Source organism: Rhizobium yanglingense, assembly GCF_977109285.1.
This window is the reverse complement of record NZ_CDSAWY010000005.1, coordinates 1,989,540-2,014,533: the sequence shown is the minus strand read 5'-3', so window position 1 is coordinate 2,014,533 and position 24,994 is coordinate 1,989,540. Positions and strand designations below refer to the sequence as shown.

The 24,994-nt window shown below is 61.5% G+C and carries 22 protein-coding genes and 7 pseudogenes; 15 read left to right on the top strand and 14 right to left on the bottom strand.

Annotation, left to right across the window (positions count from 1 at the left end; genetic code table 11):
* Position 1: 1 nt before the first annotated feature.
* On the top strand, positions 2 to 619 hold the full coding sequence (locus tag ACW4PC_RS19750) for an HAD family hydrolase (protein WP_455874886.1): 618 nt from the start codon (positions 2 to 4) through the stop codon (positions 617 to 619).
* 119 nt (positions 620 to 738) lie between these two features.
* Here ACW4PC_RS19750 and ACW4PC_RS19745 read toward each other — a convergent pair whose 3' ends face one another.
* From ACW4PC_RS19745 to ACW4PC_RS19730, 4 genes are all read right to left on the bottom strand, one after another.
* Complete coding sequence (locus ACW4PC_RS19745; protein WP_455874885.1) at positions 739 to 1,869, bottom strand: DNA methyltransferase; 1,131 nt, start codon at positions 1,867 to 1,869, stop codon at positions 739 to 741.
* Between the two features lie 58 nt (positions 1,870 to 1,927).
* Positions 1,928 to 2,170, bottom strand: coding sequence for a hypothetical protein (locus ACW4PC_RS19740; protein WP_455874884.1), 243 nt, complete (start codon positions 2,168 to 2,170; stop codon positions 1,928 to 1,930).
* A 438-nt stretch (positions 2,171 to 2,608) separates the two neighbouring features.
* A complete protein-coding gene (locus ACW4PC_RS19735) occupies positions 2,609 to 2,956 on the bottom strand; it encodes an antibiotic biosynthesis monooxygenase family protein (RefSeq protein ID WP_455874883.1) in 348 nt (115 codons plus the stop codon).
* On the bottom strand, positions 2,953 to 3,282 hold the full coding sequence (locus ACW4PC_RS19730) for an NIPSNAP family protein (protein WP_283071065.1): 330 nt from the start codon (positions 3,280 to 3,282) through the stop codon (positions 2,953 to 2,955). Before ACW4PC_RS19730 ends, ACW4PC_RS19735 begins: the two co-directional genes overlap by 4 nt.
* 73 nt (positions 3,283 to 3,355) lie before the next feature.
* Here ACW4PC_RS19730 and ACW4PC_RS19725 point away from each other — a divergent pair, with 73 nt between their 5' ends.
* Both ACW4PC_RS19725 and ACW4PC_RS19720 read left to right on the top strand, forming a co-directional pair.
* The gene (locus ACW4PC_RS19725) at positions 3,356 to 4,042 is read left to right on the top strand and encodes an ArsR/SmtB family transcription factor (protein ID WP_455874882.1); all 687 of its coding nucleotides are present in this window, start codon (positions 3,356 to 3,358) and stop codon (positions 4,040 to 4,042) included.
* Positions 4,043 to 4,162: 120 nt separating this feature from the next.
* Positions 4,163 to 4,852 (top strand): HAD family hydrolase, encoded by a 690-nt coding sequence (locus ACW4PC_RS19720; RefSeq protein WP_455874881.1) that lies wholly within the window; start codon positions 4,163 to 4,165, stop codon positions 4,850 to 4,852.
* A 19-nt stretch (positions 4,853 to 4,871) separates the two neighbouring features.
* Here ACW4PC_RS19720 and ACW4PC_RS19715 read toward each other — a convergent pair whose 3' ends face one another.
* Positions 4,872 to 5,522, bottom strand: a complete 651-nt coding sequence (locus ACW4PC_RS19715; RefSeq protein ID WP_170250151.1) for a hypothetical protein — start codon at positions 5,520 to 5,522, stop codon at positions 4,872 to 4,874.
* Positions 5,523 to 5,728: 206 nt separating this feature from the next.
* Here ACW4PC_RS19715 and thrC point away from each other — a divergent pair, with 206 nt between their 5' ends.
* The 4 genes and pseudogenes from thrC to ACW4PC_RS19695 all read left to right on the top strand — a co-directional run bounded on the left by thrC (position 5,729) and on the right by ACW4PC_RS19695 (position 11,999).
* Positions 5,729 to 7,120 (top strand): threonine synthase, encoded by a 1,392-nt coding sequence (thrC, locus tag ACW4PC_RS19710; RefSeq protein WP_455874880.1) that lies wholly within the window; start codon positions 5,729 to 5,731, stop codon positions 7,118 to 7,120.
* 25 nt (positions 7,121 to 7,145) lie between these two features.
* Positions 7,146 to 8,444: a M16 family metallopeptidase gene (locus ACW4PC_RS19705; RefSeq protein WP_022716446.1), complete on the top strand. Its 1,299-nt coding sequence runs from the start codon at positions 7,146 to 7,148 to the stop codon at positions 8,442 to 8,444.
* Between the two features lie 28 nt (positions 8,445 to 8,472).
* Positions 8,473 to 9,089 (top strand): annotated as a pseudogene (locus tag ACW4PC_RS19700) (GNAT family N-acetyltransferase).
* A pseudogene (locus ACW4PC_RS19695) lies at positions 9,086 to 11,999 on the top strand (EAL domain-containing protein). The pseudogenes ACW4PC_RS19700 and ACW4PC_RS19695 overlap by 4 nt, the downstream one beginning before the upstream one ends.
* 108 nt (positions 12,000 to 12,107) lie before the next feature.
* Here the strand turns inward: ACW4PC_RS19695 and ACW4PC_RS19690 are convergent.
* Both ACW4PC_RS19690 and ACW4PC_RS19685 read right to left on the bottom strand, forming a co-directional pair.
* The gene (locus tag ACW4PC_RS19690; RefSeq protein WP_455874879.1) at positions 12,108 to 13,193 is read right to left on the bottom strand and encodes a zinc-binding metallopeptidase family protein; all 1,086 of its coding nucleotides are present in this window, start codon (positions 13,191 to 13,193) and stop codon (positions 12,108 to 12,110) included.
* Between the two features lie 131 nt (positions 13,194 to 13,324).
* The gene (locus ACW4PC_RS19685) at positions 13,325 to 13,930 is read right to left on the bottom strand and encodes a YqgE/AlgH family protein (protein ID WP_455874878.1); all 606 of its coding nucleotides are present in this window, start codon (positions 13,928 to 13,930) and stop codon (positions 13,325 to 13,327) included.
* Positions 13,931 to 14,071: 141 nt separating this feature from the next.
* On the opposite strand from ACW4PC_RS19685, the gene ACW4PC_RS19680 reads away from it, so the two are divergent.
* Positions 14,072 to 14,914, top strand: coding sequence for a protein-disulfide reductase DsbD domain-containing protein (locus ACW4PC_RS19680; RefSeq protein ID WP_455874877.1), 843 nt, complete (start codon positions 14,072 to 14,074; stop codon positions 14,912 to 14,914).
* Between the two features lie 69 nt (positions 14,915 to 14,983).
* Positions 14,984 to 15,469, top strand: coding sequence for a redoxin family protein (locus ACW4PC_RS19675; protein ID WP_455874876.1), 486 nt, complete (start codon positions 14,984 to 14,986; stop codon positions 15,467 to 15,469).
* A gap of 45 nt (positions 15,470 to 15,514) precedes the next feature.
* Here ACW4PC_RS19675 and ACW4PC_RS19670 read toward each other — a convergent pair.
* Positions 15,515 to 15,679: pseudogene (locus ACW4PC_RS19670) on the bottom strand (oxidoreductase); the annotation flags it as partial.
* Positions 15,680 to 15,795: 116 nt separating this feature from the next.
* Between ACW4PC_RS19670 and ACW4PC_RS19665 the strand changes: the two are divergent.
* The 4 genes from ACW4PC_RS19665 to ACW4PC_RS19650 are packed head-to-tail and all read left to right on the top strand — an operon-like array spanning position 15,796 to position 18,440.
* Positions 15,796 to 15,918, top strand: coding sequence for a hypothetical protein (locus tag ACW4PC_RS19665; protein ID WP_281438303.1), 123 nt, complete (start codon positions 15,796 to 15,798; stop codon positions 15,916 to 15,918).
* Complete coding sequence (locus ACW4PC_RS19660; RefSeq protein ID WP_455874875.1) at positions 15,915 to 16,655, top strand: metal ABC transporter ATP-binding protein; 741 nt, start codon at positions 15,915 to 15,917, stop codon at positions 16,653 to 16,655. The genes ACW4PC_RS19665 and ACW4PC_RS19660 overlap by 4 nt, the downstream gene beginning before the upstream one ends.
* Entirely contained in the window at positions 16,652 to 17,524 is an 873-nt protein-coding gene (locus ACW4PC_RS19655; RefSeq protein ID WP_455874874.1) for a metal ABC transporter permease, read from the top strand. Before ACW4PC_RS19660 ends, ACW4PC_RS19655 begins: the two co-directional genes overlap by 4 nt.
* 16 nt (positions 17,525 to 17,540) lie before the next feature.
* Positions 17,541 to 18,440 (top strand): metal ABC transporter substrate-binding protein, encoded by a 900-nt coding sequence (locus ACW4PC_RS19650; protein WP_455874873.1) that lies wholly within the window; start codon positions 17,541 to 17,543, stop codon positions 18,438 to 18,440.
* Positions 18,441 to 18,458: 18 nt separating this feature from the next.
* Here ACW4PC_RS19650 and ACW4PC_RS19645 read toward each other — a convergent pair whose 3' ends face one another.
* Complete coding sequence (locus ACW4PC_RS19645) at positions 18,459 to 18,767, bottom strand: Dabb family protein (protein WP_455874872.1); 309 nt, start codon at positions 18,765 to 18,767, stop codon at positions 18,459 to 18,461.
* 275 nt (positions 18,768 to 19,042) lie between these two features.
* Here ACW4PC_RS19645 and ACW4PC_RS19640 point away from each other — a divergent pair, with 275 nt between their 5' ends.
* On the top strand, positions 19,043 to 20,242 hold the full coding sequence (locus tag ACW4PC_RS19640; RefSeq protein ID WP_455874871.1) for an NAD-dependent formate dehydrogenase: 1,200 nt from the start codon (positions 19,043 to 19,045) through the stop codon (positions 20,240 to 20,242).
* A gap of 56 nt (positions 20,243 to 20,298) precedes the next feature.
* On the opposite strand, the pseudogene ACW4PC_RS19635 reads toward ACW4PC_RS19640, so the two are convergent.
* Positions 20,299 to 20,987: pseudogene (locus ACW4PC_RS19635) on the bottom strand (GntR family transcriptional regulator).
* Between the two features lie 274 nt (positions 20,988 to 21,261).
* Between ACW4PC_RS19635 and ACW4PC_RS19630 the strand changes: the two are divergent.
* Positions 21,262 to 22,032, top strand: coding sequence for an alpha/beta fold hydrolase (locus ACW4PC_RS19630; RefSeq protein ID WP_455874870.1), 771 nt, complete (start codon positions 21,262 to 21,264; stop codon positions 22,030 to 22,032).
* Between the two features lie 21 nt (positions 22,033 to 22,053).
* On the opposite strand, the gene ACW4PC_RS19625 is transcribed toward ACW4PC_RS19630, so the two are convergent.
* The 4 genes and pseudogenes from ACW4PC_RS19625 to ACW4PC_RS19610 form a co-directional block, all read right to left on the bottom strand.
* Complete coding sequence (locus tag ACW4PC_RS19625; protein ID WP_455874869.1) at positions 22,054 to 22,779, bottom strand: amino acid ABC transporter ATP-binding protein; 726 nt, start codon at positions 22,777 to 22,779, stop codon at positions 22,054 to 22,056.
* Positions 22,757 to 23,444 (bottom strand): annotated as a pseudogene (locus tag ACW4PC_RS19620) (amino acid ABC transporter permease). Before ACW4PC_RS19620 ends, ACW4PC_RS19625 begins: the two are co-directional and overlap by 23 nt.
* Positions 23,421 to 24,069 (bottom strand): annotated as a pseudogene (locus tag ACW4PC_RS19615) (amino acid ABC transporter permease); the annotation flags it as partial. The pseudogenes ACW4PC_RS19615 and ACW4PC_RS19620, both read right to left, overlap by 24 nt.
* A 106-nt stretch (positions 24,070 to 24,175) precedes the next feature.
* Positions 24,176 to 24,966 (bottom strand): annotated as a pseudogene (locus ACW4PC_RS19610) (transporter substrate-binding domain-containing protein).
* Positions 24,967 to 24,994 lie beyond the last annotated feature (28 nt).

Below are 24,994 nucleotides of genomic sequence, written 5' to 3'. Positions count from 1 at the left end.
TATGACTGCATCAATTCATCATATCGTTTTCGATATTGGCAAAGTTCTTATCCACTACGATCCGAATATTCCCTACAGCCGCCTCATTCCCGACGCGGCCGAACGCAAGTGGTTTTTCGACAATGTCTGCACCCATGATTGGAACGTCGAGCAGGACCGCGGACGCACCTGGTCGGATGCCGAAGCTCTCCTGATTGAAGCCCATCCGACGCGGGAAGAGCATATCCGCGCCTTCCGCAAGTACTGGCACGAAATGGTTCCGCATGCCTACGAGGACAGCGTCGCGATCATGGAAGCGCTGATTGCGGAGGGCCGCGATGTCACAATGCTGACGAACTTCGCATCCGATACGTTCCGCGAGGCGCAGAAGCGCTTTGCCTTCCTGACGAAACCGCGCGGCGTCACCGTTTCCGGCGATGTCGGGTTAATCAAGCCGGATATCGCGATCTATGAAACGCATACGAGGAGCTTCAGCCTCGAGCCGGCGGCGACGATCTTCGTCGACGACGCGCCTGCGAATGTCGAAGGCGCAAGGGCGGCAGGATGGAACGCCGTGCTTTTCACCGGTGCCGACAAGTTGCGCAGCGATCTTGCCGACTATGGCGTAAGGGCAAGGTGACGGACTGGCGCTGAAAAGAAAGGCGCCCGGGGTGTTGATCCCGGGCGCCGTAGGCCTTCTTCCGCAACTGGAGGTACAAAAACCGGAAGAAGGTAGTCTCGATCAGGTCAGGCCGCTGCTCATTCCGCCTTCGCCAGATCACTGCGGATCACAGACCGCAAATCGTCGATGGGGCGCAGGGATTGCCCGTCGTCGAAGTGCCAGAATGTCCATCCGTTGCATGCATCGAGCCCCTGCACTTTCGCGCCGAGACGATGAATCGAACCAGCCTCGCCCCCGGAGGCAACCGTGCCGTCGGCGCGGACGATCGCACTGTAGCGGCGGCGGGCATCAGTCAGCACCTGGCCGGGTTTGATGAGGCCGCTTTCCAAAAGTGCATTGAAGGCGACGCGAACCTCCTGCTTCTTGCCGGTCATGACGGTCAGCTCTGCCTTGCCGAGCGGCTCGACGGCGGCAATGCGGGCAGAGGCCGCATCGATATAGTCCTGTTCGCGCTCGATGCCGACGAAGTGGCGGCCGAGGCGCTTGGCGACAGCGCCGGTGGTGCCGGAGCCGAAGAACGGATCGAGTATGATGTCGCCGGGTTTCGACGACGCCATGATGACACGGGCGAGCAGCGCCTCCGGCTTCTGCGTCGGATGAACTTTCTTGCCATCGTCGCCCTTCAGCCGTTCGCCACCGCTGCAGATCGGGAACAACCAGTCGGAGCGCATCTGCACGTCGTCGTTGGCAGCCTTCAACGCATCGTAGTTGAAGGTATAGCTCTTGGCCTTCGCGTCCGGGCTCGCCCAGATCATCGTCTCATGGGCATTCTGGAAGCGGCGGCCCTTGAAGTTCGGCATCGGGTTGGTCTTGCGCCAGATGACGTCGTTGAGAATCCAGAAGTTCAGGTCCTGCAGGGTCGCGCCGACCCGGAAGATGTTGTGATAGGAGCCGATGACCCAGATCGTGCCCGTAGGCTTCAGCACGCGGCGGCAGGCAAGCAGCCAAGCGCGGGTGAAAGCGTCGTAGGCTTCGAAGGATGCAAACTGATCCCACGCGTCATCGACGGCATCGACAAGCGACTGGTCCGGACGATGAAGCGTGCCGCCGAGCTGGAGATTGTACGGAGGGTCAGCGAATATGACATCGACGGAATTGGTCGGCAAAGCTTCGAGGGCTGCAACACAATCGCCCCTGATGATCGTGTCGATCCAAGAACCCGGTGTTGCGGAGGTCTTGAGATCGGCAAGCGGAAAAACTGACGCCATATGGATACTCGCTTATACACGTTACGCTTTTACTCGCCGTTATGGTTACTCAAGTTGGTTACCAAAGCCTGAACCGGTGGATGATTTCGGGAAATAAATGCAGGACTCGGAAATAAAGTCGCCGCCGCGCTACACTTCCTTCGTGAAGGGAAACGAAGCCGTTGAGAGACTGAAGCGACGGGCCGACGCCATCCGGGCGCTCCTTTTCGGTTCGGTCGCGCGTGACGAGACGGGCCTGGCGAGTGACCTCGACCTCTTCCGATCCGGCGAGCCGCTTCAACGCCCTCGGGCTCATCTGCATCAAACTCTTCCTAGAAGACGAGCTGCATCTGCCCGTCGATGTTCACGCCACGGGACAACCTTCATCCCCTGTCGCAGGACAGGATCGAAAATTCCGCCTCGCAGGTCTTTTGACGCCCCCGCGAGGTCTGGCACTTTCTACATGACATTCTTCGGGCAATTGCCATCGTCGAGACGGCAATCGCCGGCAAGCCGTTCGCCGACTGCCGGAACGACATTCCTGCCTCTCGCTCTGGAGCGGGCCATAGAGGTCATCTCGAAAGCCGGCCGCGGCATTCGGACGATCTCAAGAACGCGCGGCCGCAAATTGCCCGGCCCAGCGCCAAGGCGATCGGAAACGTGCTGAGGCACGAGTATCATGCCCTTCCGGCAGGATCATCTGGGGCGTCATCGTGGATGAACGTCCCGAAATCCGGAAAGGCAGTTGGATGAAGCCTGACTAAGCCGCATGCACCTGCCGGCTATCGACCGGCGTTTGCGCCCGCTCGAACATGCCGTAGTCTCGAACCACATGGCCGATGCGCAGGCGGTAGTCGGCGAAGATACCGTTGCGGCCGGCCTTCTGCGCGGCGCGGTGGGCTTCGAGATTGCGCCACTCTTTGACCGCCTCCTCGTCACGCCAGAAGGATAGCGACAGCAGCTTGCCGCGCATCGTCAGGCTCTCGAAGCGTTCGATGGAAATGAAGCCGTCAATCTTTTCCAGTTCGGCGCGCAGGTCGCCGGCAAGGTCGAGGTATTTGTGGCGTTCGCCCATATAGGGCACGACTTCGAAGATGACGGCGATCATGGCAGCACCAGCGGAGAATGAGGGACGGACACGTTCTTCAGGAAGATGCGGTCTTCCTTCAGGATGAAGCGCCCGCGTTTGGCGAATTCGTAGTTCTCCTTGCCGAGCGGATCGGCTGCGAGGCGGGCGCGATACGCCTCATAGGCGGCCAGCGTTTCGATGTTGTAGACGCCGTAGGCGGTCGTCGCGGACCCCTCGTGGGGACCGAAATAGCCGATGAGATCGGCACCGTTGCGCGGTATCGCCTGCCCCCAGGCACGGGCATACTCGGTAAAGGCATCCTTCTTGAACGGGTCGATCTCGTAGCGGATGAAGCAGGTCAGCATCACTTTTCTCCTTTGCTTGTGAAAGGCGTTTTCGCACATTGTGCGACGACAATGCTTCGGTTACGATCGAAGTATGAAAGAAGGACCGGATATTGCTCAGATCGGAGCGCTGATCGGCGATCCTGCCCGCGCCAACATGCTGGCTGCGCTGTCGGGCGGCCGGGCCTTGACGGCGACCGAGCTTGCGGCAGTGGGTGGCATCACCCTGCAGACGGCGAGCACGCATCTCGCCAAGCTCGAAACCGGCGGCCTGCTTACCCAGCGAAAGCAGGGCCGCCACCGCTATTTCACACTCGCAGACGAAGCAACTGCCCTGCTGATCGAGAACATGATGGGTTTCGCCGCCAGCCGCGGACATCTGCGCCACCGGCCGGGTCCGAAGGAACCGGCGCTGCGCAAGGCGCGCATCTGCTACGACCATCTGGCCGGCGATTACGGCGTGCGCATGCTCGACAGTCTCGTGGCTTCGGGTGCGATCGACGCAATCGGCGAAGGATTGTCGGTCACCGCGAAAGGCGAGAGCCGGCTGCAATGCATCGGCATAGATGTCTCCGGCCTCAAATCGTCCCGCCGTCCGCTCTGCCGCTCTTGCCTCGACTGGAGCGAGCGCCGCGCGCATCTGGCCGGCAGTCTCGGCAAGGCGCTGCTTTCGACTTTCTTCGACAAGGGCTGGGCACGGCGGACGGCGGGAAGCCGCTCGGTGATCTTTTCGCCCGAAGGCGAGCAGCAGTTCCTGTCGCTCTTTCCGCTGGAAGCCTGAGCCGCCAAGCGTCAGTCGCGAGCCGCCCGCGCGGCGCATTCCAGCCATGCCGGCGTGCCGGTTGAGCTTTCGACGGCCATCGTGTAAGTCGCATCATCCCCCAACAAGGCTTGAGAGTACATGGACGGCTTCGACCTCATTATCTTCGACTGCGACGGCGTTCTGGTCGATTCCGAAATCATAGCGGCGGATGTGGAGTCCAAGCTTCTGACCGACGCAGGCTATCCGATCAGCGTCGAAGAGATGGCGGAGCGCTTCGCAGGCATGACCTGGAAGAACATTCTTCTGCAGGTGGAACGCGAAGCGAGCATTCCGCTTTCCGCCTCGCTGCTCGACAAATCCGAAAAGCTGCTCGACCTGCGCCTCGAACGGGACGTGCAGGCCATTCCCGGCGTCGAGTTCGCCATCTCGCGCCTTGATCTGAAGCGTTGCGTCTGCTCGAATTCCAGCGCCCACCGGCTCGACATGATGCTCGGCAAGGTGGGACTGAAGAAGCTATTTGCTGCGAACGTCTTTTCCGCAAAAGATCTCGGGCCGGATCGCGTCAAGCCGAAGCCGGACATCTTCCTGCATGGCGCCGAGACGATGGGAGTCTCGCCGTCGAGGACGGTCGTCGTGGAAGATTCTGTCCATGGCATCCATGCGGCACGCGATGCCGGCATGCGCGTCATCGGCTTCACCGGCGCATCGCATACCTATTCCTCGCACGCCGACCGCCTGACGGATGCCGGCGCGGAGACGGTCATCTCGCGGATGAAGGATCTGCCGGGCGTCGTTGATGCTCTTTCGCAATGGGCTGGCGTCCTCTAAAAGAGGGACAGGCCGGCTCTTAGCTGCTCTTCTTGGTCTTTGCGGCCGGGCCCTGATCGAAACCGATATTGACGCGAACCAGCGCGCCGGAGCCGACGGGCAGCTTGAAGCCGTCCTTGCGGAAGAGGACCTGAGCAGCCGTCTGCCCTGCCGGAATTTCGGCAGTAAACGGAACCACTTCCGAAGTGACCACATCCTGCCCGTCGAAGGCGGTGATCCGGACCGGCAGCGTGACGCGGCCGGGGCCGCCGGCCGGGCCGGCGATCAGGCGGATCTGCGCCACGACAGTCATCGTCAGGTTCTGTTCGTTCAGCGTGCACTGACGCGTGTAGTCCCCGATTGCCGCCTGATGGACGATCTGGCTGTTGTCACCCGTCTTGCCCTTGGCATAGGTGCGGAAGATCGCGTCCTGATCCTTCATGAAAATCTGCGGGCAGGAGCCCTGCACGACCGGCTGCGCAGTACCTTGGACGTTGGTCGCGGTGCCGATCGGCTTGTCGCTGGAAGACGGATTGGCGGGCGCAAGCGGCATGATCTGGGCATTGCCGTTTGGCTGGGCCGGCGCTTCGGCGGACTTGCTTTCACCGCCGACGCCCAGGGAATTGCAGCTTGCAAGCAGAGCGGCGACTGATACGGAAACGATGAGACGCGAGACTTTGCCGAACACGATTATTCCACCCTCTTACAAAGTTTCTGGCAGGCCCGAAGTCTTGCTTGCAGGGCCTTTCATGACAGTTTGCGATGGTCTATATCAGCGGCGCAAAGAAAAATCGATTGGGTAAGCACCGTTTTGACGCACATTTCGATCTGCTGCAACTTCGGCGCCTGGATCCTCTATCCGGATTTCCTCCGGCCATAACGTCAAGGATGAAGAACGTGGACTATATCTCGACCCGCGGCGAGGCCCCATCTCTCGGCTTTTGCGATGCGTTGCTGACGGGTCTTGCGCGCGACGGCGGCCTCTATGTCCCGCGGCAATGGCCGCATTTCTCCAAGAAGGAAATCCGGGCGCTGCGCGGCAAGAGCTACCAGGAGATCGCGTTTGCGATCCTATCGCCCTTTACGAACGACGAAATCCCCGCCGCCACATTCCGGGCGATGATCGACGAGGCCTATGGCACCTTCCGCCATCCGGCGATCGCCCCGCTCGTCCAGACGGGACCGAACAGCTTCGTCATGGAGCTTTTCCACGGCACCACGCTCGCCTTCAAGGACGTGGCGATGCAGCTTCTGGCACGCCTGATGGACTATGCGCTGGAAAAGCGCGGCGAGCGCGCGACGATCATTGGCGCAACGTCGGGCGATACGGGCGGTGCGGCCATCGACGCCTTCGCCGGCCGCGAGCGCACCGATATTTTCATCCTCTTCCCGCACGGCAAGGTCTCGCCGGTGCAGCAGCGGCAAATGACGACCTCGACGGCTCCCAATGTCCATGCGCTGGCCGTCAAGGGCAATTTCGACGATTGCCAAAACCTCGTCAAAGCGATGTTCAACGACGCCGCCTTCCGCGACAAGGTTCGCCTTTCCGGCGTCAACTCGATCAACTGGGCGCGCATCATGGCCCAGATCGTCTATTACTTCACGACGGCGATAACACTTGGCGGGCCTGATCGTAAGATTTCGTTTACGGTACCGACCGGCAATTTCGGCGACATTTTCGCGGGCTATGCGGCCAAACGCATGGGCCTGCCGATCGGCAAGCTGGTAATCGCGACCAACGAGAACGACATCCTCGCCCGCACGATGAAGACCGGTCGCTACGACATGAAGAAGGTCACGGCGACGACCTCGCCGTCGATGGACATTCAGATTTCCTCGAATTTCGAGCGCCTGCTTTTCGAAGCCTATGATCGGGACGCTTCCAAGGTGCGCCATGCGATGGACAGCCTGAAGCAGTCGAATGGCTTCGAGATCGCGCCGAAGGCGCTTGCCGCCATCAAGAAGGACTTCCGCGCCGGCCGCGCCAGCGAGAAGCAGGTGGCGCAGACGATCAAGAATAGCTACGCCGAAACCGGCTATCTTCTCGACCCGCATTCGGCAATCGGCGTCTTCGTTGCCGCCAAGCACGACAAGCCGAACACGCCGATGGTGACGCTTGCGACCGCGCACCCGGCAAAATTCCCCGCCGCGGTAAAATCCGCCTCCGGTATTGACCCGGCGCTTCCGACGTGGCTTGCTGGACTGATGCTTAAGGAGGAGCGCTTCCAAGTCGTCGATCCGGAACTTAAGGCCGTTGAAGGTTTTATCGGCAAGCACGCCCGGACGTGATGCGCCAGGCGCAGAAAGATAGCCAATGACAGTTGAGTGCACCCGGCTCAAATCCGGGCTGACAGTAGTAACCCAGACCATGCCGCATCTTGAAAGCGTCGCTCTGGGCGTCTGGATCAAATCGGGTTCGCGCAATGAAACGGAAGACGAGCATGGCATAGCCCACCTGCTCGAACACATGGCTTTCAAGGGTACCGCACGCCGCTCGGCCCGCGACATCGCCGAGGAAATCGAGGATGTGGGCGGCGAAGTGAACGCGGCCACCTCGACCGAAACGACGTCCTACTACGCCCGCGTGCTGAAGGATTACGTGCCGCTCGCCGTCGATATTCTCGCCGACATCCTGACCGAGTCGGCCTTCGAGGAAGACGAGCTCGAACGCGAGAAGCAGGTGATCCTGCAGGAGATCAATGCGGCGAACGACACGCCCGACGACGTGGTCTTCGACAAGTTTTCCGAAACCGCCTATCGCAACCAGACACTCGGCCGCGCCATCCTCGGCACGCCCGAAACCGTCGTCTCCTTCTCGCCGCAACAGATCCGCAACTATCTCGGCCGCAACTATACGACCGATCGCATGTTCGTCGTTGCCGCTGGTGCAGTCGATCACGACGAATTCGTGCGCATGGTGGAACAGCGCTTCGCGAGCCTGCCGACCGCGCCGAGCGCGCCGCCGGTCATCGAGACCGCCCGCTATATCGGCGGCAGCGTGCGCGAGACGCGCGACCTGATGGACGCGCAGATCCTGCTCGGCTTCGAGGGCAAGGCCTATCATGCCCGTGACTTCTACTGTTCGCAGATCCTTGCCAACATCCTCGGCGGCGGCATGTCCTCCCGCCTCTTCCAGGAAGTGCGCGAAATCCGCGGCCTCTGCTATTCGATCTATGCCTTCCACTGGGGCTTTTCCGACACCGGCATCTTCGGCATCCATGCCGCAACCGGCGGCGAGAACCTTCCTGAACTCGTACCGGTGATCATCGACGAGTTGCATAAGTCGGCCGGCTTCATCGAGCAGAAGGAGATCGAGCGTGCCCGCGCGCAGATCCGCGCACAGCTTCTGATGGGACAGGAAAGCCCTGCCGCCCGTGCCGGCCAGATCGCCCGCCAGATGATGCTCTACGGCGGCCCCATCTCCAATCAGGAAATGATGGAACGGCTCGAGGGCATCACCATCGAGCGTCTCACCGACCTCGCCGGCCGACTGTTTTTCGACACTGTGCCGACGCTTTCGGCAATCGGCCCGCTGGAGCAACTGGCACCGACGGAAGATATCGTCGCCTCGCTGTCCGCTCCCCTGCCGCAGTCGAAAACTGCAAGCCGCTGAGCCGCGTTCCATCTGCCGGGAGTGATCGATGCCAAAATCGGTTTTTCGATTCCTGTCGCGGCAGCCGGAGGCGGTGGAGCTCGAGAACGACCGCTATGCGCTAAGACTTCCGCGCTATCAGGATTTCAACCAGTGGCACAAGCTGCGCTCCGCCAGCCGCAAGTTCCTGGAGCCCTGGGAACCGACATGGCGTCGCGACGAGCTGACAGAGGGCGCCTATCGCGCCCGCGTCATCCGCGGCAAGCAGGAATACGCGTCCGGCCAGGCGATCCCGCTGTTCCTGTTCCTAAAACCAGACATGGAACTGCTCGGCGGGATCACGATCGGCTATATCCGCCGCGGCGCGGCGCAAAGCTGCATGATCGGCTACTGGATGGGCGAGAAGCATGCCGGCCAAGGCCATATGTCTCGCCGCACTTCAGTTGGTTATACCCTATATCTTCGCAGGGCTTGAGTTGCACCGTATCGAGGCAGCCTGTATTCCGGAGAACTGCACGAAGCATTCGCCTGCTTGAGAAAGCCGGGTTTCAGCGGGAAGGCTATCTGCGCGGATACTTGAAAATAAACGGTCAGTGGCATGACCACGTGATGTATTCACTGCTTGCCACCGATACGGATACAGGCAGGAAAACCGACAGCCGATGACCACGAACCGCATGCTGCCCAAATCACCGTCCGGCCGATTGATCGCGGTGATTGCAGCTCTTTTCCTGTCGATGCTTGCATTGGCTGCAGGCGTTGCGCAGGCGGCGGAGCCCGTGAAGATTTCCCGCGACGACACCGCGCTCGATTTGACCGCGACGACGGAAATCTATGCCAATCAGGGCGAGGCCTTCCAGGTCTCGACGGCCGCAGGCGCAGACGGCATCCGCCGGCGCATCGAGGTGCGTGCCAGCTCCGAAAACCACCAGGGCGACTGGGCCGTCTTTGCGCTCGCCAACGTCTCGGAAGAACAGCTCGAGCGCGTCATCGTCGCTCCGCATTTCCGCCTCGTGAATTCCAAGCTTTTCTGGCCGGACCTCGGCTCGCAGCGCATCATGGCGATCACGCCGAGCGAGGGCTTTGCGCTCGACCGCCAGCCGAGCGCACGAGGCCGACGTCTTCCGCATCACTCTGAACCCAGGCGCTGTCATCACCTTCGTCGCCGAGCTTGCGACGCCCGACCTTCCGCAGATCTATCTGTGGGAGCCGGACGCCTACAAGGACACGATCAACGCCTTCACGCTCTACCGCGGCATCGTGCTCGGGATTGCCGGCCTTCTGGCCGTGTTCCTGACGATCCTCTTCGTGGTCAAGGGAACCTCGATGCTGCCGGCAACGGCGGCACTTGCCTGGGCGGTGCTCGGCTACATCTGCGTCGACTTCGGCTTCCTCGGCAAACTCGTCAGCGTCGCCTCGGCGGACCAACGAATATGGCGCGCCTGCGCGGAAGTGGCGCTGGCGTCGAGTTTCGTGATCTTCCTGTTCACCTATTTGAACCTCAACCGCTGGCACACGCATCTCGGCTATGCGACGCTTGCCTGGGTGCTCGGCCTGGCTTTGCTCTTCGGTGTCGCGATCTATGATCCGTCGATCGCCTCCGGTATTGCGCGGCTTTCCTTCGCGCTGACGGCGACGATGGGCATCGTGCTCATCATTTATCTCGGCTTCAACCGCTACGACCGCGCCATTCTGCTGGTGCCTGCCTGGGCGCTGATCCTGGTGTGGATTTTCGGGGCTTGGTTGACCGTTACCGGCCGGCTCGACAACGACATCATCCAGCCGGCGCTCGGCGGCGGCCTCGTCCTCATCGTTCTGCTGATCGGTTTTACGGTGATGCAGCACGCCTTTGCGGGCGGCGCCTTTCAGCAGGGTCTGTTTTCCGATCTCGAACGCCAGTCTCTGGCGCTGACCGGCTCCGGCGACATGGTGTGGGACTGGGACGTGGCGCGCGACCGCGTCGTCACCATCCCGGATGTTTCCATCAAGCTGGGCTTGTCGCCGGGGACCATGCATGGCGCAGCCCGCAACTGGCTGCCGCGGCTTCACCCGGACGACCGCGACCGATTCCGCGCGACGCTGGACGTGCTGCTCGAACATCGTCGCGGACGGCTGAACCACGAGTTCCGCATCCGCGCCGAGGACGGGCATTTCCATTGGCTGCTGATCCGCGCGCGGCCGGTGCTCGGCTCGAACGGCGAGATCATCCGGTGCGTTGGCACGATCGTAGACGTCACCGAGCAGAAGAATTCCGTCGAGCGGCTGCTGCATGATGCACTGCACGACAATCTCACTGGCCTGCCGAACCGCCAGCTCTTCATCGACCGCCTGCAATCGGTGCTGGCGCTTGCGCCCGGCGGCGAAACGCTCAGGCCGACGGTGATGGTGATCGATATCGACCGCTACAAGCTGGTGAACGATTCGCTTGGCGTCGCAGCCGGCGACAACATTCTTATCGCGCTGACCCGCCGCCTGCGTCGTCTGCTGAAGCCGCAGGATACGCTGGCGCGCCTTGCGGGCGACCAGTTCGGTCTCATTCTCGTTTCCGAGCGCGATCCAGCGAAGGTCGCCGATTTTGCTGATGCCGTCAGCAAGGCGATCATGGTGCCGATCAATTTCGGCAATCGCGAAATTATTCTGACGGCCTCGATCGGTCTCGCCTCCTGGGTAGACCAGCAGGAAAACGCAGCCGGAATGCTGAGCGACGCCGAGCTTGCCATGTATCGCGCTAAGCGCGCCGGCGGCAACCGCGTCGAACCCTTCCGCCCCGCTTTCCGCGATTTCGGGGCCGACCGCCTGCAGCTCGAATCCGATCTCCGCCGCGCCATCGAGCGCAAGGAGCTCTCGATGGTCTACCAGCCGATCGCGCGGCTGGAGGATGTCGAGATTGCCGGATTCGAGGCGCTGATGCGCTGGGAGCATCCGAAGCGCGGCAACATCCCGCCGTCCGAATTCATCCCGATCGCCGAGGCCTCGGACATCATCGGCCCGCTCGGCATGTTCGCGCTCGAACAGGCGACCAGCGACCTGATGGCCTGGCAGAACCAGACCGGCGAGCTGCCGATCTTCGTCTCGATCAACCTGTCGAGCGTGCAGCTCCTCAACAACGAACTCTATGACGACGTGCGCTCAGTTCTTTCGAAGACCCATTGCGAGCCGTCGCGCCTGAAGCTGGAGCTGACGGAATCCATGGTCATGGAAAATCCGGAACAGGCACGGCTCGTGCTGCAGAAGCTCAAGGAAGCTGGCCTCGGACTGGCGCTCGACGACTTCGGCACGGGCTACTCGTCGCTTGCCTATCTTACCCGCTTCCCCTTCGACATGATCAAGCTCGACAAAGCGCTCGTTCGCGATGACAGCGACAAAAAGGCAACCATTCTAAGGTCGGTCATCTCCATGGCGCGCGAGTTGGAGATGCAGGTGGTCGCCGAAGGCATCGAATCCAACGAGGATGCCATCGAGCTCGCCAAGATGGGCTGCAGCTACGGGCAAAGCTACCTCTTCGGCCCGCCGATGGGCTCCGATTCCGTGCTGCGCCTGCTGAAGGAACGATTTCCACTGACGAAGCGGGCTTAGGCGGCCTTTCAAATCAATGCTGGCGACTACCCATCGCCTGTCCACTCCCTGCGTCAACCGCATGCCCTTCTTCCCGTCGGGGAGAAGGGCCGGCAGGCGGATGAGGGGCTACGCCGCAGCCTTCCGCGACATCGCAGACGCGACCTGAATGAGCTTGTGCAGATATTCCAGCTTCGCGACGACAGCCCGCGACAGCACGAAGGGATAGGAATCGGGCTGGCCCATGCTGCGCTGAATGGCGTTGATCGCGACGCTGAGCGGAACCCAGGCGCTGACGAGCTGTTCAGCGCTTTCCGCCCTGTATGGATTGAAATCCACTTCCGAGGCCATTTCCTCATGGCCGCGTGGATCGATGGCGATGCCGAAGGCGCGGGCCGTTTCCAGCGTATCAACGATGTGGAGGTAGTGCGCAAAGCACTCGGCAAAATCTTCCCACGGATGTGAGGATGCATAGGCGCTGATGAAGCTCTCCTGCCAGCCGAAGGGCGGACCGCTGGCATAATGGTTCTGAAGGGCTGCGCCGTAATCCTGTCGTTCGTCGCCGAAGACGGCGCGGAAGGCATCTAAGCCGTTCCTGTCCCGCACCAGCTTGTTCCAGACGAAGTGGCCGGCCTCATGGCGGAAGTGGCCGAGCAGCGTGCGGTAAGGCTCGTTCATCATGCTGCGCGCTTGTTCGCGGGTGGCGTCATCGGCTTCCGCCGCACGGATGGCGATCAGGCCTTCCTCGTGTCCGGTCATCGCGGGGAGGATATTGCCATCGTTCTGAACCGTATCTTCGAGGAAATCGAAAACGAGGCCGCCGACGGGATCTTCCTCGCGAGCCGGGTGCGGCAGGTTCCAGCGCAGCAGCGAATAGAACAGATGGCGCTGCGCCTGGCTGATGCGGCGCCAGCGGGCGATGCCCTCCTGGGTTCCGGTGTTCGGCACCAGCCTGTTGTGGCGGCAGGCGATGCAAAAATCATGGGGGCCTCCATCCGCAAGCAGCCAGTTGCAGATATCGAGACCGGCATTGGCGCAGAAGCGGATCCTGCGCTCCGGACGTGCGACGAGCTGCCACTGCATTTCATCGCGCGGCTCGAGCGCGTGCACGCAGAGATCATCCGGCAGGAAGCCCAGGCGATGATTGCAGCGGACGCAATGGCGGTTGTCGAAGTGGACGACCTGGTCGCAATTATCGCAGGCGAAGAGCCTCATGATTACCTCGACGAATGGTGACGAACCAAAATGCCTGCTGCGCGGCGCGCAACAGGCATTTCGGCGGCGCGCCATCGGCACGCTTGCCGGAAGAAAACGTCACGTCAACGAAATCGTTCCTGGATTAGATATCACGCATGTCCGGCTTCGGCGGAAAGCATGGCGGCGGTGATGCCCATGCCCGCGAGCGCGCGCTCGTATTTGTCGTCCAGATTGCGGTCGAAGATCAGCGCCTCATTGGCGGCGCAGGTCAACCAGCCGTTGCTGGCAACTTCCATTTCGAGCTGGCCGGCACCCCAGGAGGAATAACCGAGCATCATCGTCGCCCTCTTCGGCCCGCCGCCCTTGGAAATCGCGCGGACGATGTCGAGCGTCGCCGTCAAGCAGATATCGTCGCTGATCGGGATGCTGGAGTCGCTGATATAATCATCGGAATGCAGCACGAAACCGCGGCCGCTTTCCACGGGACCGCCTGTCTGGACCGGGAAGTCCCGGGCGTGCTCCGGCAGGACTATCGGCTCCTGGTCGTTGACCATTTCGAGATGCAGCAGCACGTCCGTGAAGGTGAGGCTTTGGGCGCGGTTGATGATGAAGCCCATGGCACCGGCATCGGAATGGGCGCAGATATAGATGACCGTGCGGAAGAAGTTGCTATCTTCCATGCCCGGCATGGCAATCAGGAACTGCCCGTCGAAAAAGCCGCGTTCCCGTCTGTTTTTCAGCGTGGATAAGGACATACTTCCTCCTGCTGCCAGACCGTTACCAACAGCCCTATAAAAGAAACATGGGGCAATGCCGCAGATCAATCAACTGAAAATGAAGAATTAGATGCCCGAACTTCTGGCAGCGAAAGGCGATTTTCGATAAACCGTTGTTCCATGACGATTATTTTTCTCGGGTTTCGCCAGTTTCTGAACGCCACGATCTGCGCCGCCGTGCTGGCGGGATCGCTTGGGCCGGCGCGCGCCGAGATGAGCGGCTGGATCGACAATGAGGGCGGCCGGATGCGGCTGATCGCGCTGCCGCCCGGCCGCGACGGCACGATGCGCGGTGCGCTTCAGATCGAGCCGAAGCCCGGCTGGATCACCTATTGGCGCGAGCCCGGCAACAGCGGAATACCGCCCCAGATCACGGTCGCGCCGGAAAGCGGCATCACGCTGACGGCAATCCGCTATCCCGTGCCAAAACATCTCGTCGACGGAAAGATAGACGACATCGCCTATGACGCACCCGTTTCGCTGACGCTGACCTTCTCGGCGAAAAACGCCTCCCGGTCGCTCGAACTGAAGGCGAGCGCGTTCATCGGCATCTGCAAGGATATCTGCATTCCGTTCCAGGCCGAATTCTCACTTCCCATCGCTGCCGCCAATCAGTCCCGCCCGGAAGAGGAAGCGATCCTCAAGAATGCCGAGGCGTCCCTGCCGGAAAAGCCGTCGTCGCAGTTCAAGGTGATCTCCCACAAGATCTCTGAGGACATGAAAGAGCTCTGGCTGCAAGTTGCCTTGCCCGACGGCGGCGACACCGCGCCGGAGGTGATCCTCACGGGGCCAAATGGATATGTCTTCACTAGGAAGCTGATGAGCAAGCGCGACGGAAAGAATTTTTCAACGTCGATTGCCGTCGACAAGCTGCCGAAAAACTATGAAATCGCCCGCAAAAGCTGGAGCGTTCTGATCATCGACGGCGGCCGCGCCATGGAGACGCCGCTTGCCTTTGACTGACCGGCTTTTATAGTCGGCTGCAACCCCGCGGCTGACCCCGCCGCAATCATAAACACCAAGGAGAACCCTATGACCATCGCGATCGGCGATAAGCTTCCTGCCGCCACATTCAAGGAAAAGACGGCCGACGGACCGGTCGAGGTTTCGACGGATCAGCTCTTCAAAGGCAAGCGCGTCGTGCTTTTCGCCGTACCCGGCGCCTTCACCCCGACCTGCTCGCTGAACCATCTGCCGGGCTATCTCGAAAACCGCGATTCCATCCTCGCCAAGGGCGTCGACGATATCGCCGTTCTCTCCGTCAACGACTGGCACGTCATGGGCGCCTGGGCCGAGCAGTCCGGCGGCATGGGCAAGATCCACTTCCTCGCCGACTGGGACGCCGGCTTCACCAAGGCGCTCGGCCTGGACGCTGACCTTTCCGCCGGCGGCCTCGGGGTGCGCTCCAAGCGCTATTCGATGCTCGTCGAAGACGGCGTCGTGAAATCGCTGAACATCGAGGAGAGCCCCGGCCAAGCCACGATCTCAGGTGCGGCCACGATGATAGAGCAGCTCTGAGAGAGCGGCAGAGAAGGCGTGGAGAGGCGGCCGAACCCAGCCGCCTCAGACCGGTAAATTATTGTATTTTCGTAGGTTCTTGTCGACCAGGAATTCCGGCAGGAAACGACGCATGAGGCTGACTTGGCCCGCCAGTTTTCCCGCAGTGTAGCGCCTTTCCGGCGCAGGATCAGCGGCGGCTTTGACGACGGCTTCTGCCGCAACTTCGGGGCGACGCCGGTTTCGTATCCGGCCTTTTGTTTTTCGGCGGGCTCGCCAACGCCGTCAATTTGCCATATTCGTTACAACATAACTTGTAATGTTATTACATTTAAGAAGCATCACCTATGAAGAGATTGCCTTTCGCGTCCGGTCTGCTCCTGCCCTCTGCTGTGACCCGCGTCGCCTGCGTGCTCGTTCTCGTCGGGGCACTTTGGACGGCGATCCATTGGGCAATCGTCCTGCCATGAGCGGCGCGCTGATCACCCTCGACAACCTGACCGTCGCCTATGATCGTCACCCAGCGGTGCATCATGTTTCCGGCTCCATTCTCGCAGGCAGCCTGACGGCGATCGCCGGACCGAACGGTGCAGGTAAATCGACGCTTCTGAAAGCCATTATGGGCGAGCTGCGGCCCGCCGAGGGGCGGATTTCCCATAGGCTGCAGCGCACGGATTTCGGCTACCTGCCGCAGGCGGCCGAAATCAACCGGCGCTTTCCGATCTCGGTCTTTGACGCCGTGCTGCTCGGTGCTTGGCGTAGCAGCGGCGCCTTCGGGCGCGTCTTGGCGCATGAGACCGGCAAGGCTCGCGAAGCGCTTTCCGCAGTCGGGCTCGAAGGTTTCGAGAAACGCCATATCGGTTCGCTGTCGGCCGGGCAGTTCCAACGCGTGCTTTTTGCCCGGTTGCTGCTGCAGGACGCCAAGCTCATCCTGCTCGACGAGCCGTTCACAGCCATCGACGCCCGCACGACAAAGGATCTGCTCGATATCGTCGCGCGCTGGCACGGCGACGGGCGAACCGTCATTGCGGTGCTTCACGACTTCGACCAGGTGCGGGCGCATTTCCCGCAGACGCTGTTGATCGCGCGGACGCTGATCGGCTGGGGGCCGACCGGCGACGTCATGTCGCCCGCCAATCTTCTCAAGGCGCGCGCCATGGCCGAGCGCTGGGACGAGGATGCGAGAGCCTGCGAGCCTGCGGCATGACGGCCTACGACATCTTCCTCGCACCGTTTGCGGATTACGGTTTCATGCGCCGCGCGCTCGTCGCCTGCCTCTGCCTCGGCCTCGGCGCAGGCCCGATCGGCGTCTTCCTGATGCTGCGGCGCATGAGCCTGATGGGCGATGCGATGAGCCATGCCGTGCTGCCGGGTGCGGCGATCGGCTACCTCGTTGCGGGATCGCTGTCGCTGACCGCCATGGGCATCGGCGGCCTTATCGCCGGGCTCTCCGTGGCGCTGCTTTCCGGCATCGTCAGCCGGACGACGGTGCTGCAGGAGGATGCCAGCTTTGCAAGTTTCTATCTCGCGTCGCTGGCGCTCGGCGTGCTGATCGTTTCGCTGCGCGGATCGAATATCGACCTGCTGCATGTGCTCTTCGGCACCATTCTGGCGATCGACGCTCCTTCCCTCGTCCAGATCGGCGCGATCACCTCGATCACGCTCGTCGTTCTCGCCGCGATCTACCGGCCGCTGGTGGCCGAATGCTTCGACCCGGGGTTCCTCAAAGCCGTCGGCGGCCGGGGACCGGTCTATCATGTGCTTTTCCTGCTGCTCGTCGTGCTCAACCTCGTCGCCAGCTTCCAGGCGCTGGGCACGCTGATGGCCGTCGGATTGATGATGCTGCCGGCGGCAATCGCGCAGCTCTGGTCGCGCAGCCTGCCGTCGATGATGGCGATCGCTGTGATCAGCGCCACCTTCTCCGGCTATCTCGGGCTTATCGCCTCCTACCATCTCGAGCTCGCCTCCGGCCCGACCATCATCATGACGGCGGCGGCAATTTACGGGCTTTCCATCCTCTTCGCGCCGTCGGGCCTTGCCCGGCGCCTCTTTCCCCGCCCGCGTCTTACGGGCTGAACTCAAGGAGACTTCGATGATTTCCCGCAGACCGCTTCTTTCCGCGGCCCTTCCTGTGCTGATCGCCTTTTCGTCCGCACCAGCCTGCGCCGAAACGCTGAAGGTGGTTGCCTCCTTCACCGTGCTTGCCGATGTCGTCAGCCAGGTCGGCGGCGACCACGTGAACGTCACGAGCCTCGTCGGCCCGAATGGCGACCCCCATGAGTTCGAGCCGTCGCCTGCCGACGCCAAGCATCTGAAGGCCGCGCAGGTGACCTTCGTCAGCGGCGAAGGCCTGGAGGGCTGGATGGACCGGCTGATTTCCGCTTCCGGCTACAAGGGAACGCCGGTCACCGTCTCCGACGGCATCAAGACCCGCACGATGGAAGAGGACGGCGAGACCGTCACGGATCCCCACGTCTGGAACAGTCCGGTCAACGTGAAGGTCTGGGTCGCCAATATCGAGAAGGCGCTATCGGCCGCCGATCCGGCGGATGCCAGCATCTTCAAGGCCAATGCCGAGCGCTACACGAAGACGCTCGACGCGCTTGACGCCTATGCCCATTCCAAATTCGACACGGTTCCGGACGACCGGCGCAAGGTGCTGACGAGCCACGACGCGTTCGGCTATTTCGGCCGCGAGTACAATGTCAGCTTCCTAGCGCCGCTGGGCATGTCAACCGAAACGGAGGCGTCTGCCGCAGACGTCGCCAAGCTGATCGAGCAGATCAAGGCCGAGCACGTGAAGAGCTATTTCTTCGAAAACTCGAACGATCCCCGCCTCGTCAGGCAGGTCGCCAAGGCAACAGGTGCGGAACCCGGCGGCGAGCTCTATGTCGAATCGCTTTCGGATGCGAAGGGACCGGCGCCGACCTACGAAAAGATGTTCCGCTACAATGTCGATGAGATCGCCGCGGCGATGGCAAAGTCGAGCTGATTGGCGCCGCGGCTTTCCTCAGAGATTGAAATCAAAGACCAGGAGGCCAGCAAGGCCTCCATCCGTCGAGGAGACGATGCGCTCGCCGACGGCCACATGCTCGGGATGCACGAGATAGGCATCCCGCGCCTCGGCATTTTCGAAGGTCACCACGAAGCCGTCGACGAAGCCGCCATGCAGCCCTTCCGGCGAGACGTTTGGACCATATCTGACATCGAGGATGCCCGGGATCACCTGCTTCAGCGCGACGACCGATTCGAGCAACGCCTGCTTCTCCTCGCCCGTTATAGCAGCCTTCAGCCGCAGCAATACGCAATGCAGGATCATATGGTGGCCTCCTATGGCGTTGCCGGCAGAATAGAGGGAACGAGGCAGAGGGCAAGGGGATTACGGTGACTTCCCGGCGGCTCTACTTGAAACCGTGTCCGGCTCCTCCACCTTTCCAGAGTGGTGCCAATTACGAACGCGGGAGCGCTGCGAGCGAGCCTGCTGGCCACAGATCATTCAACAGAGCACATTGCCCTGCTGTTCGTCCGCATTGACCGGCAGCTTTGAAGAATTCGAAGCCCTCCCTCTTCGTTTTCAAATGAAGGGAGATGGAAATGGCAAAGGTCGTTTGCGTCCTCTATGACGATCCGGTCGATGGATATCCGAGCGCCTATGCGCGGGATGGCCTGCCGAAACTCGAACACTATCCCGGCGGCCAGACGCTTCCCACCCCGAAAGCCATCGATTTTCAGCCGGGCGCCCTGTTGGGCAGCGTTTCCGGCGAACTGGGCCTGAGGAAGTTTGTCGAAAGCCAGGGGCACAATCTGGTCGTGACCTCGGATAAGGACGGTCCCGGCAGCGTCTTCGAACGCGAGCTTGTCGACGCCGAGATCGTGATCTCGCAGCCTTTCTGGCCGGCCTACCTGACCGCCGAGCGGATCGCCAAGGCGGCCAAGCTGAAGCTGGCGATCACCGCCGGCATCGGCTCCGACCATGTCGATCTCCAGGCCGCGATGGACCGCGGCATCACCGTCGCCGAGGTGACCTACTGCAACTCAATCAGCGTATCCGAACATGTGGTCATGATGATCCTCAGCCTCGCGCGAAACTATATCCCCTCCTACCAGTGGGTCGTGAAAGGCGGCTGGAACATCGCCGACTGCGTCGCGCGCTCTTACGATATCGAGGGCATGGCGATCGGCACGGTGGGTGCCGGGCGGATCGGCAGCGCTGTGCTTCGCCGGCTGAAGCCGTTCGACGTCAAGCTGCACTATACCGACCGCCACCGGCTTCCCGATGCAGTCGAGAAGGAGCTCGGCGTTACCTTCCACAAGACGCCAACTGAGATGGTGCCCGTCTGCGATGTCGTCACGATCAACGCGCCGCTGCATCCGGAGACGGAAAACCTCTTCGACGAAGCGATGATCGCCAAGATGAAACGCGGCGCCTACCTGGTGAACACGGCGCGCGGCAAGATCTGCAATCGCGATGCCGTCGCGCAGGCGCTCGAGAGCGGCCAGCTTGCCGGTTATGCCGGCGACGTGTGGTTCCCGCAGCCCCCACCGAAGGACCATCCTTGGCGGTCGATGCCGCATCACGGCATGACGCCGCATATTTCGGGCTCGTCGCTCTCCGCCCAGGCGCGCTACGCCGCTGGCACGCGGGAAATTCTCGAATGCTGGTTCGAAGGCAAGCCGATCCGCGAGGAATATCTGATCGTTGACGGCGGCAAACTCGCCGGCGCCGGTGCCCACTCCTACAGCGCCGGAGACGCGACTCGCGGGTCTGAAGAGGCGGCGCGCTTCAAAAGCTGAAGGCGCCCGGTTGCTCGGAAGGCTCGACCGGCTCTCGTTGCTTGGTGAGAGCAATGTTATGTCGACTTGTTCGCTTCAATGAAACGACGCAGCGCTGTGGCAGCGTTCAGCATATGTGCTCGCATGCGCCGAGATGCCATTTCGCCGTCGCCCTCCGCGATCGCCTGCATGATGCCATCGTGCTCATCCCGGGATTTTCGCATCCGATCGCCTTGCCGAAGTTGCGTGCGCCGAAAGGCGTTCAGCCTCGTGCGCACCGCCATCGCTTGATCGGCAAGAAAGCCGTTGTGGGTAGCGCGATAGATCGTCTCATGGAATTCGCGGTTGAAAGCATCATACGCGTCAAAATCACCTTTCTCGACAATCTCGTCGAGATCATGTCGTGCAGTCCGATCAGGTGGCTTCGCTCGAGCGGGGTCATACGATAGGTCGCAAGCCGCACGCACATGGCCTCGATCTCGGCCGACGTCTCAAACATGTCCATGATGCGCTCGGCGGTCAAGCGAGCCACGACGACGCCTCGCCGTGCGCGAACCTCGACGAGCCCACTGACCGCCAATTGACGCAGCGCTTCTCGAACCGGAGTGCGGGAGGCGCCGAAACGGTCGGCAAGCTGCTGTTCGTCCAGCGAAGCACCCGCTACCAGCGTGCCCGCAGCGATCTCATCCGTCAATGCGTTGCGAATGCGGTCAGACAGGAGCTCCCGATCATCGACATCATCTCCAGCGTCTGATCCCTTGACCATGCATAATCTCCCTGACCCTTCGGGCTCCTTTGTATGCGAATATGCACAACCGGAAAAGTGGCCGCATACAAAGTACTCATCACGGAACCGTTACGCATTCAATTATTGAAAAACGTCCGCATCAAGAATACACATGACCGGAACATCATATATCCTGCATACGCATGGACTTTCTAAGAATGCGAGCTGGAGTGCTGGAAAAGCACTGGCAGCCACGCTTGAGACACGTTGTACGCCAGCCTTCAAACTGTTCGACGCAGAAGGAAGCCATCTCATGATGATGACAAGACGTAGTTTCTCAGCCGCCATTGTTGCCGGCGCGGCCACCTCTCTTCTCTCAACCCGCAGCATGGCCGCGCCCTCTGGTACCGTGAAGGCGCGCAACGTCGTCCTCGCGCATGGGCTGTTCGCTGATGGATCGTGCTGGTCCGAGGTGATTGCCCGACTGCAGGCAGCGGGGTTCAATGCCACGGCCGTGCAAAATCCGCTAACGACGCTGCCTGAAGCGGTATCCTCCGTTGAGCGGGTCCTGGCACGCCAGGATGGCCCGACGGTTCTGGTCGGGCATTCCTTCGCGGGGATGATCGTAACTGAAGCTGGTATGCATCCGAACGTGTCGGCACTCGTTTATGTCGCAGCGCGGGCGCCGGATGCGGGCGAGGATTATGCCGCACTGGCCAAGACATTTCCCACGCCGCCGGCCTCCGCAGGCATCGTTTTCGATGGTGACGAAGGGCACCTTAGCGAGGCGGCATTCCTGCATGATTTCGCGGGCGACCTACCGGAAGCAAGGGCGAAGGTGCTTTATGCAGTCCAGGAGCCATTCAACAAGGCTCTCCTTACGGGCAAGACCTCCCAGGCGGCTTGGCGTTCGAAGCCAAGCTGGTATGCCGTTTCGACGGAAGATCGCACGATCAATCCAGACCTCCAACGCTTCATGGCCAAGCGCATGGGAGCCAAGACCATCGAACTGAAGTCCAGCCACCTCTCGCTGATTTCCCATCCGGACGAGATCACCCAACTGGTCATTGCGGCGGCGGGATAGCACACGCGATCTGGCCGCCCCCTAATGCACGCCGAGGAACTGCTTGAGTTCGGCGGTCTTCGGGTTGGCGAAGACGCCTTCCGGCGGGCCGATTTCGTGCACGCGGCCCTGGTGCATGAAGACGACGCGGCTGCAGACGTCGCGGGCGAATTTCATTTCGTGCGTCACCATCAGCAACGTCATGCCCTCGGAGGCAAGCTCGCGCACGACAGCCAGAACCTCGGCGACGAGTTCCGGGTCGAGCGCGGAGGTGATCTCGTCGCACAGCAGCGCGATCGGCTGCATGGCAAGCGCCCGGGCAATCGCGACACGCTGCTGCTGGCCGCCGGAAAGCTCGTCGGGATAGGCATCGAACTTGTGGCCGAGACCGACGCGGTCGAGCATCTTGCGGGCGACCGCTTCAGCCTCTGCCTTCGGCGTCTTCTTGACGACCGACTGCGACAGCATGACATTGCCGCCGGCCGTCAGGTGCGGAAAGAGATTGAACTGCTGGAAGATCATGCCGACCTTCAGCCTGAGCGCCTTCAGATGCAATTCGTCGTCCAGAAGCTGGGCGCCGGCGACCGAGATCGAGCCTTGGGTGATGGTCTCGAGGCCGTTGATGCAGCGTAGCAGCGTTGATTTTCCCGAGCCGCTCTTGCCGATGATGGCAATGACCTCGCCCGGCTCCACATCCAGGTTGATGCCCTTCAGCACCTCGTTGGTGCCGTAGCTCTTGCGGACTTCAGTGATTTCGATGAGCGACATTGAGCTTCCTTTCGAGGATCTGGCTGCTCTTCGACAGAGGCCAGCAAAGCGCAAAATAGATAAGAGCGACGAGCCCGTAGACAGTGAAGGGCTGGAAGGTGGCGTTGGTGACGACGGTGCCTGCCTTCGATAGTTCGACGAAGCCTATGATCGAGGTGAGTGCCGTTCCCTTGACGACCTGGACGGAGAAGCCGACAGTCGGCGGCACGGCGACCCTCAGCGCCTGCGGTAGGATGACGTAGCGCATCTGCTGCAGCCTTCCCATGCCGAGGCTGGCGGAGGCTTCCCATTGGCCTTTCGCCACCGCTTCGACGCAGCCGCGCCAGATTTCGGCGAGGAAGGCAGCGGTCCAGAGGATCAACGCCAGGCCGGCGGCAAGCCATGCCGGCACGTCGATGCCGAAAAGGCCGAGACCGAAGAAGGCGATGAAGAGCTGCATCAGGAGCGGCGTGCCTTGAAAAAGCTCGATGTAGTATTTCGCAAGCGCCCGCAGCGACTTCCGCTTGCTGATGCGCAGGAAGAGCAGGCCGCAGCCCGACCGCGCCGCCCCCGATGAAGGAAACGAGCGAGAGCAGAACCGTCCAGCGCGTGGCGAGCAGCAGGTTGCGCAGGATATCCCAGAGTGTGAAAACTCGATCATCGCGACAAGCCTCCTCGGGAAAGATGAACCCGCCCGGCCACCACCAGAAGCTGCCGCAGCAGGATCGGCCAGCGCCAGATAGATCGACCGTCGAGACGATGTAGGCTTCGAAGGCGCGGAAAGTTCGCGACTGGATGAAGTTGGCGGCAAAGGTCAGGTCCTCGGCGGCGATCTGCGACACGACCGAGGAGCCGAGCATGACGATCACCACCTGCGAGGACAGTGCCGGCCAGATGCGCTGGAGCGACGGCACGAGAACGACATGGCGGAAGGTTTCGAAACGGCGTCATGGCGAGGCTTGCGCCCGCCTCGAACTGCCCCTTCGGCGTCGCCTGGATGCCGGCGCGGATGATCTCGCAGCTATAGGCCCCGAGGTTGACGACCATGGCAATGATTGGCGGCCGTCAGCTCAGACAGCTGCAGACCGAGCGACGGCAGGCCGAAGAAGATGAAGAAGAGCTGGATCAGGAACGGCGTATTGCGGATCAGCTCGACATAGGCCGCAACGACGGGCTTCAGCCAGGCCGGGCCGAGCGCGCGCACCCAGGCACAGAAGGTGCCGAGCAAAATGCCGAGCACGCCGCCAATCGACGATCAGCTCGATGCGTGATCACGATGCCCTTGACGATCTGCGGGTAATATTGAGGCAGCCAACCGAATTCGAAATGCGTAGCTCAAGACACTGTCCCCTCTTTGAATACCGACGGCGAGTGCGCCACCCCGCGGCGTGCGGGATCGACCATGCTGGACCGGTTTTCAGAGGTCTTTCGGGAGGTCGGCGCCGAGCCACTTCTGGGCAGATGGCATTCAGCGAACCGTCGGCCTTGGCGGCGGCGATGATGCCGTTCACCTTTTCGAGAAGCGCCGGCTGTTCCTTGCTCAGGCCGATGTAGCAGGGCGAGTTCTTGATCAGGAACTTCAGTTCGGGCCGCTTCGGCGGGTTCTTGGCAAGGATGGCGGCGGCAACGACGTTGCCGGTTGCAACAGCCTCGACCTGACCGGAGAGGAAGGCGGAAATCGTGCCGTTGTTATCCTCGTAGCGCTTGATCGTGACATCGGCAGACGCGATCTTCGGTCAGTTCGAGGTCTTCGACGGCGCCGCGGGTGACGCCGACCGTCTTGCCGGCAAGATCTTCCACCTTGGCGACGGAAAGATCGCCTGGCGCGAACACGCCGTTGATAGAAGGGAGCATAGGCCGCGGAGAAATCGATGACCTTTTCACGGTCCGGCATTCTTGCCGAGGCTGGAAATAACCAGATCGACCTTGTTCGTCTGCAGATAGGGAATGCGGTTGGCGCTGGTGACCGGCACGAGTTCGGTTTTGACGCCGATTTTTTCGGCGATCAGATTGGCCATGTCGATGTCATAGCCCATCGGCGCCATATCGGTGCCGACGCTGCCGAAGGGCGGAAAATCCTGCGGGACGGCGACGCGCAGCGTGCCGCGCGCGGTGATGTCGGCAAGCGCATCGGCATGGGAAGCGGAACCAAAGCCGACGGCGGCTGGCGAGGGTTGCGATTGCAAAGAATGTTCTTCTTGTCAGCATGAGTTCATTTCTCCTTTGAAGATTGCGG

What these genes read in the sequence shown, in the direction of transcription:
- ACW4PC_RS19750 (WP_455874886.1), top strand. Translation starts at nt 2, where the DNA reads ATGACTGCATCAATTCATCATATCGTTTTCGATATTGGCAAAGTTCTT.
- ACW4PC_RS19745 (WP_455874885.1), bottom strand. Translation starts at nt 1,869, where the DNA reads ATGGCGTCAGTTTTTCCGCTTGCCGATCTCAAGACCTCCGCAACACCG.
- ACW4PC_RS19740 (WP_455874884.1), bottom strand. Translation starts at nt 2,170, where the DNA reads ATGCAGATGAGCCCGAGGGCGTTGAAGCGGCTCGCCGGATCGGAAGAG.
- ACW4PC_RS19735 (WP_455874883.1), bottom strand. Translation starts at nt 2,956, where the DNA reads ATGATCGCCGTCATCTTCGAAGTCGTGCCCTATATGGGCGAACGCCAC.
- ACW4PC_RS19730 (WP_283071065.1), bottom strand. Translation starts at nt 3,282, where the DNA reads ATGCTGACCTGCTTCATCCGCTACGAGATCGACCCGTTCAAGAAGGAT.
- ACW4PC_RS19725 (WP_455874882.1), top strand. Translation starts at nt 3,356, where the DNA reads ATGAAAGAAGGACCGGATATTGCTCAGATCGGAGCGCTGATCGGCGAT.
- ACW4PC_RS19720 (WP_455874881.1), top strand. Translation starts at nt 4,163, where the DNA reads ATGGACGGCTTCGACCTCATTATCTTCGACTGCGACGGCGTTCTGGTC.
- ACW4PC_RS19705 (WP_022716446.1), top strand. Translation starts at nt 7,146, where the DNA reads ATGACAGTTGAGTGCACCCGGCTCAAATCCGGGCTGACAGTAGTAACC.
- ACW4PC_RS19690 (WP_455874879.1), bottom strand. Translation starts at nt 13,193, where the DNA reads ATGAGGCTCTTCGCCTGCGATAATTGCGACCAGGTCGTCCACTTCGAC.
- ACW4PC_RS19685 (WP_455874878.1), bottom strand. Translation starts at nt 13,930, where the DNA reads ATGTCCTTATCCACGCTGAAAAACAGACGGGAACGCGGCTTTTTCGAC.
- ACW4PC_RS19680 (WP_455874877.1), top strand. Translation starts at nt 14,072, where the DNA reads ATGACGATTATTTTTCTCGGGTTTCGCCAGTTTCTGAACGCCACGATC.
- ACW4PC_RS19675 (WP_455874876.1), top strand. Translation starts at nt 14,984, where the DNA reads ATGACCATCGCGATCGGCGATAAGCTTCCTGCCGCCACATTCAAGGAA.
- ACW4PC_RS19665 (WP_281438303.1), top strand. Translation starts at nt 15,796, where the DNA reads ATGAAGAGATTGCCTTTCGCGTCCGGTCTGCTCCTGCCCTCTGCTGTG.
- ACW4PC_RS19660 (WP_455874875.1), top strand. Translation starts at nt 15,915, where the DNA reads ATGAGCGGCGCGCTGATCACCCTCGACAACCTGACCGTCGCCTATGAT.
- ACW4PC_RS19655 (WP_455874874.1), top strand. Translation starts at nt 16,652, where the DNA reads ATGACGGCCTACGACATCTTCCTCGCACCGTTTGCGGATTACGGTTTC.
- ACW4PC_RS19650 (WP_455874873.1), top strand. Translation starts at nt 17,541, where the DNA reads ATGATTTCCCGCAGACCGCTTCTTTCCGCGGCCCTTCCTGTGCTGATC.
- ACW4PC_RS19645 (WP_455874872.1), bottom strand. Translation starts at nt 18,767, where the DNA reads ATGATCCTGCATTGCGTATTGCTGCGGCTGAAGGCTGCTATAACGGGC.
- ACW4PC_RS19640 (WP_455874871.1), top strand. Translation starts at nt 19,043, where the DNA reads ATGGCAAAGGTCGTTTGCGTCCTCTATGACGATCCGGTCGATGGATAT.
- ACW4PC_RS19630 (WP_455874870.1), top strand. Translation starts at nt 21,262, where the DNA reads ATGATGATGACAAGACGTAGTTTCTCAGCCGCCATTGTTGCCGGCGCG.
- ACW4PC_RS19625 (WP_455874869.1), bottom strand. Translation starts at nt 22,779, where the DNA reads ATGTCGCTCATCGAAATCACTGAAGTCCGCAAGAGCTACGGCACCAAC.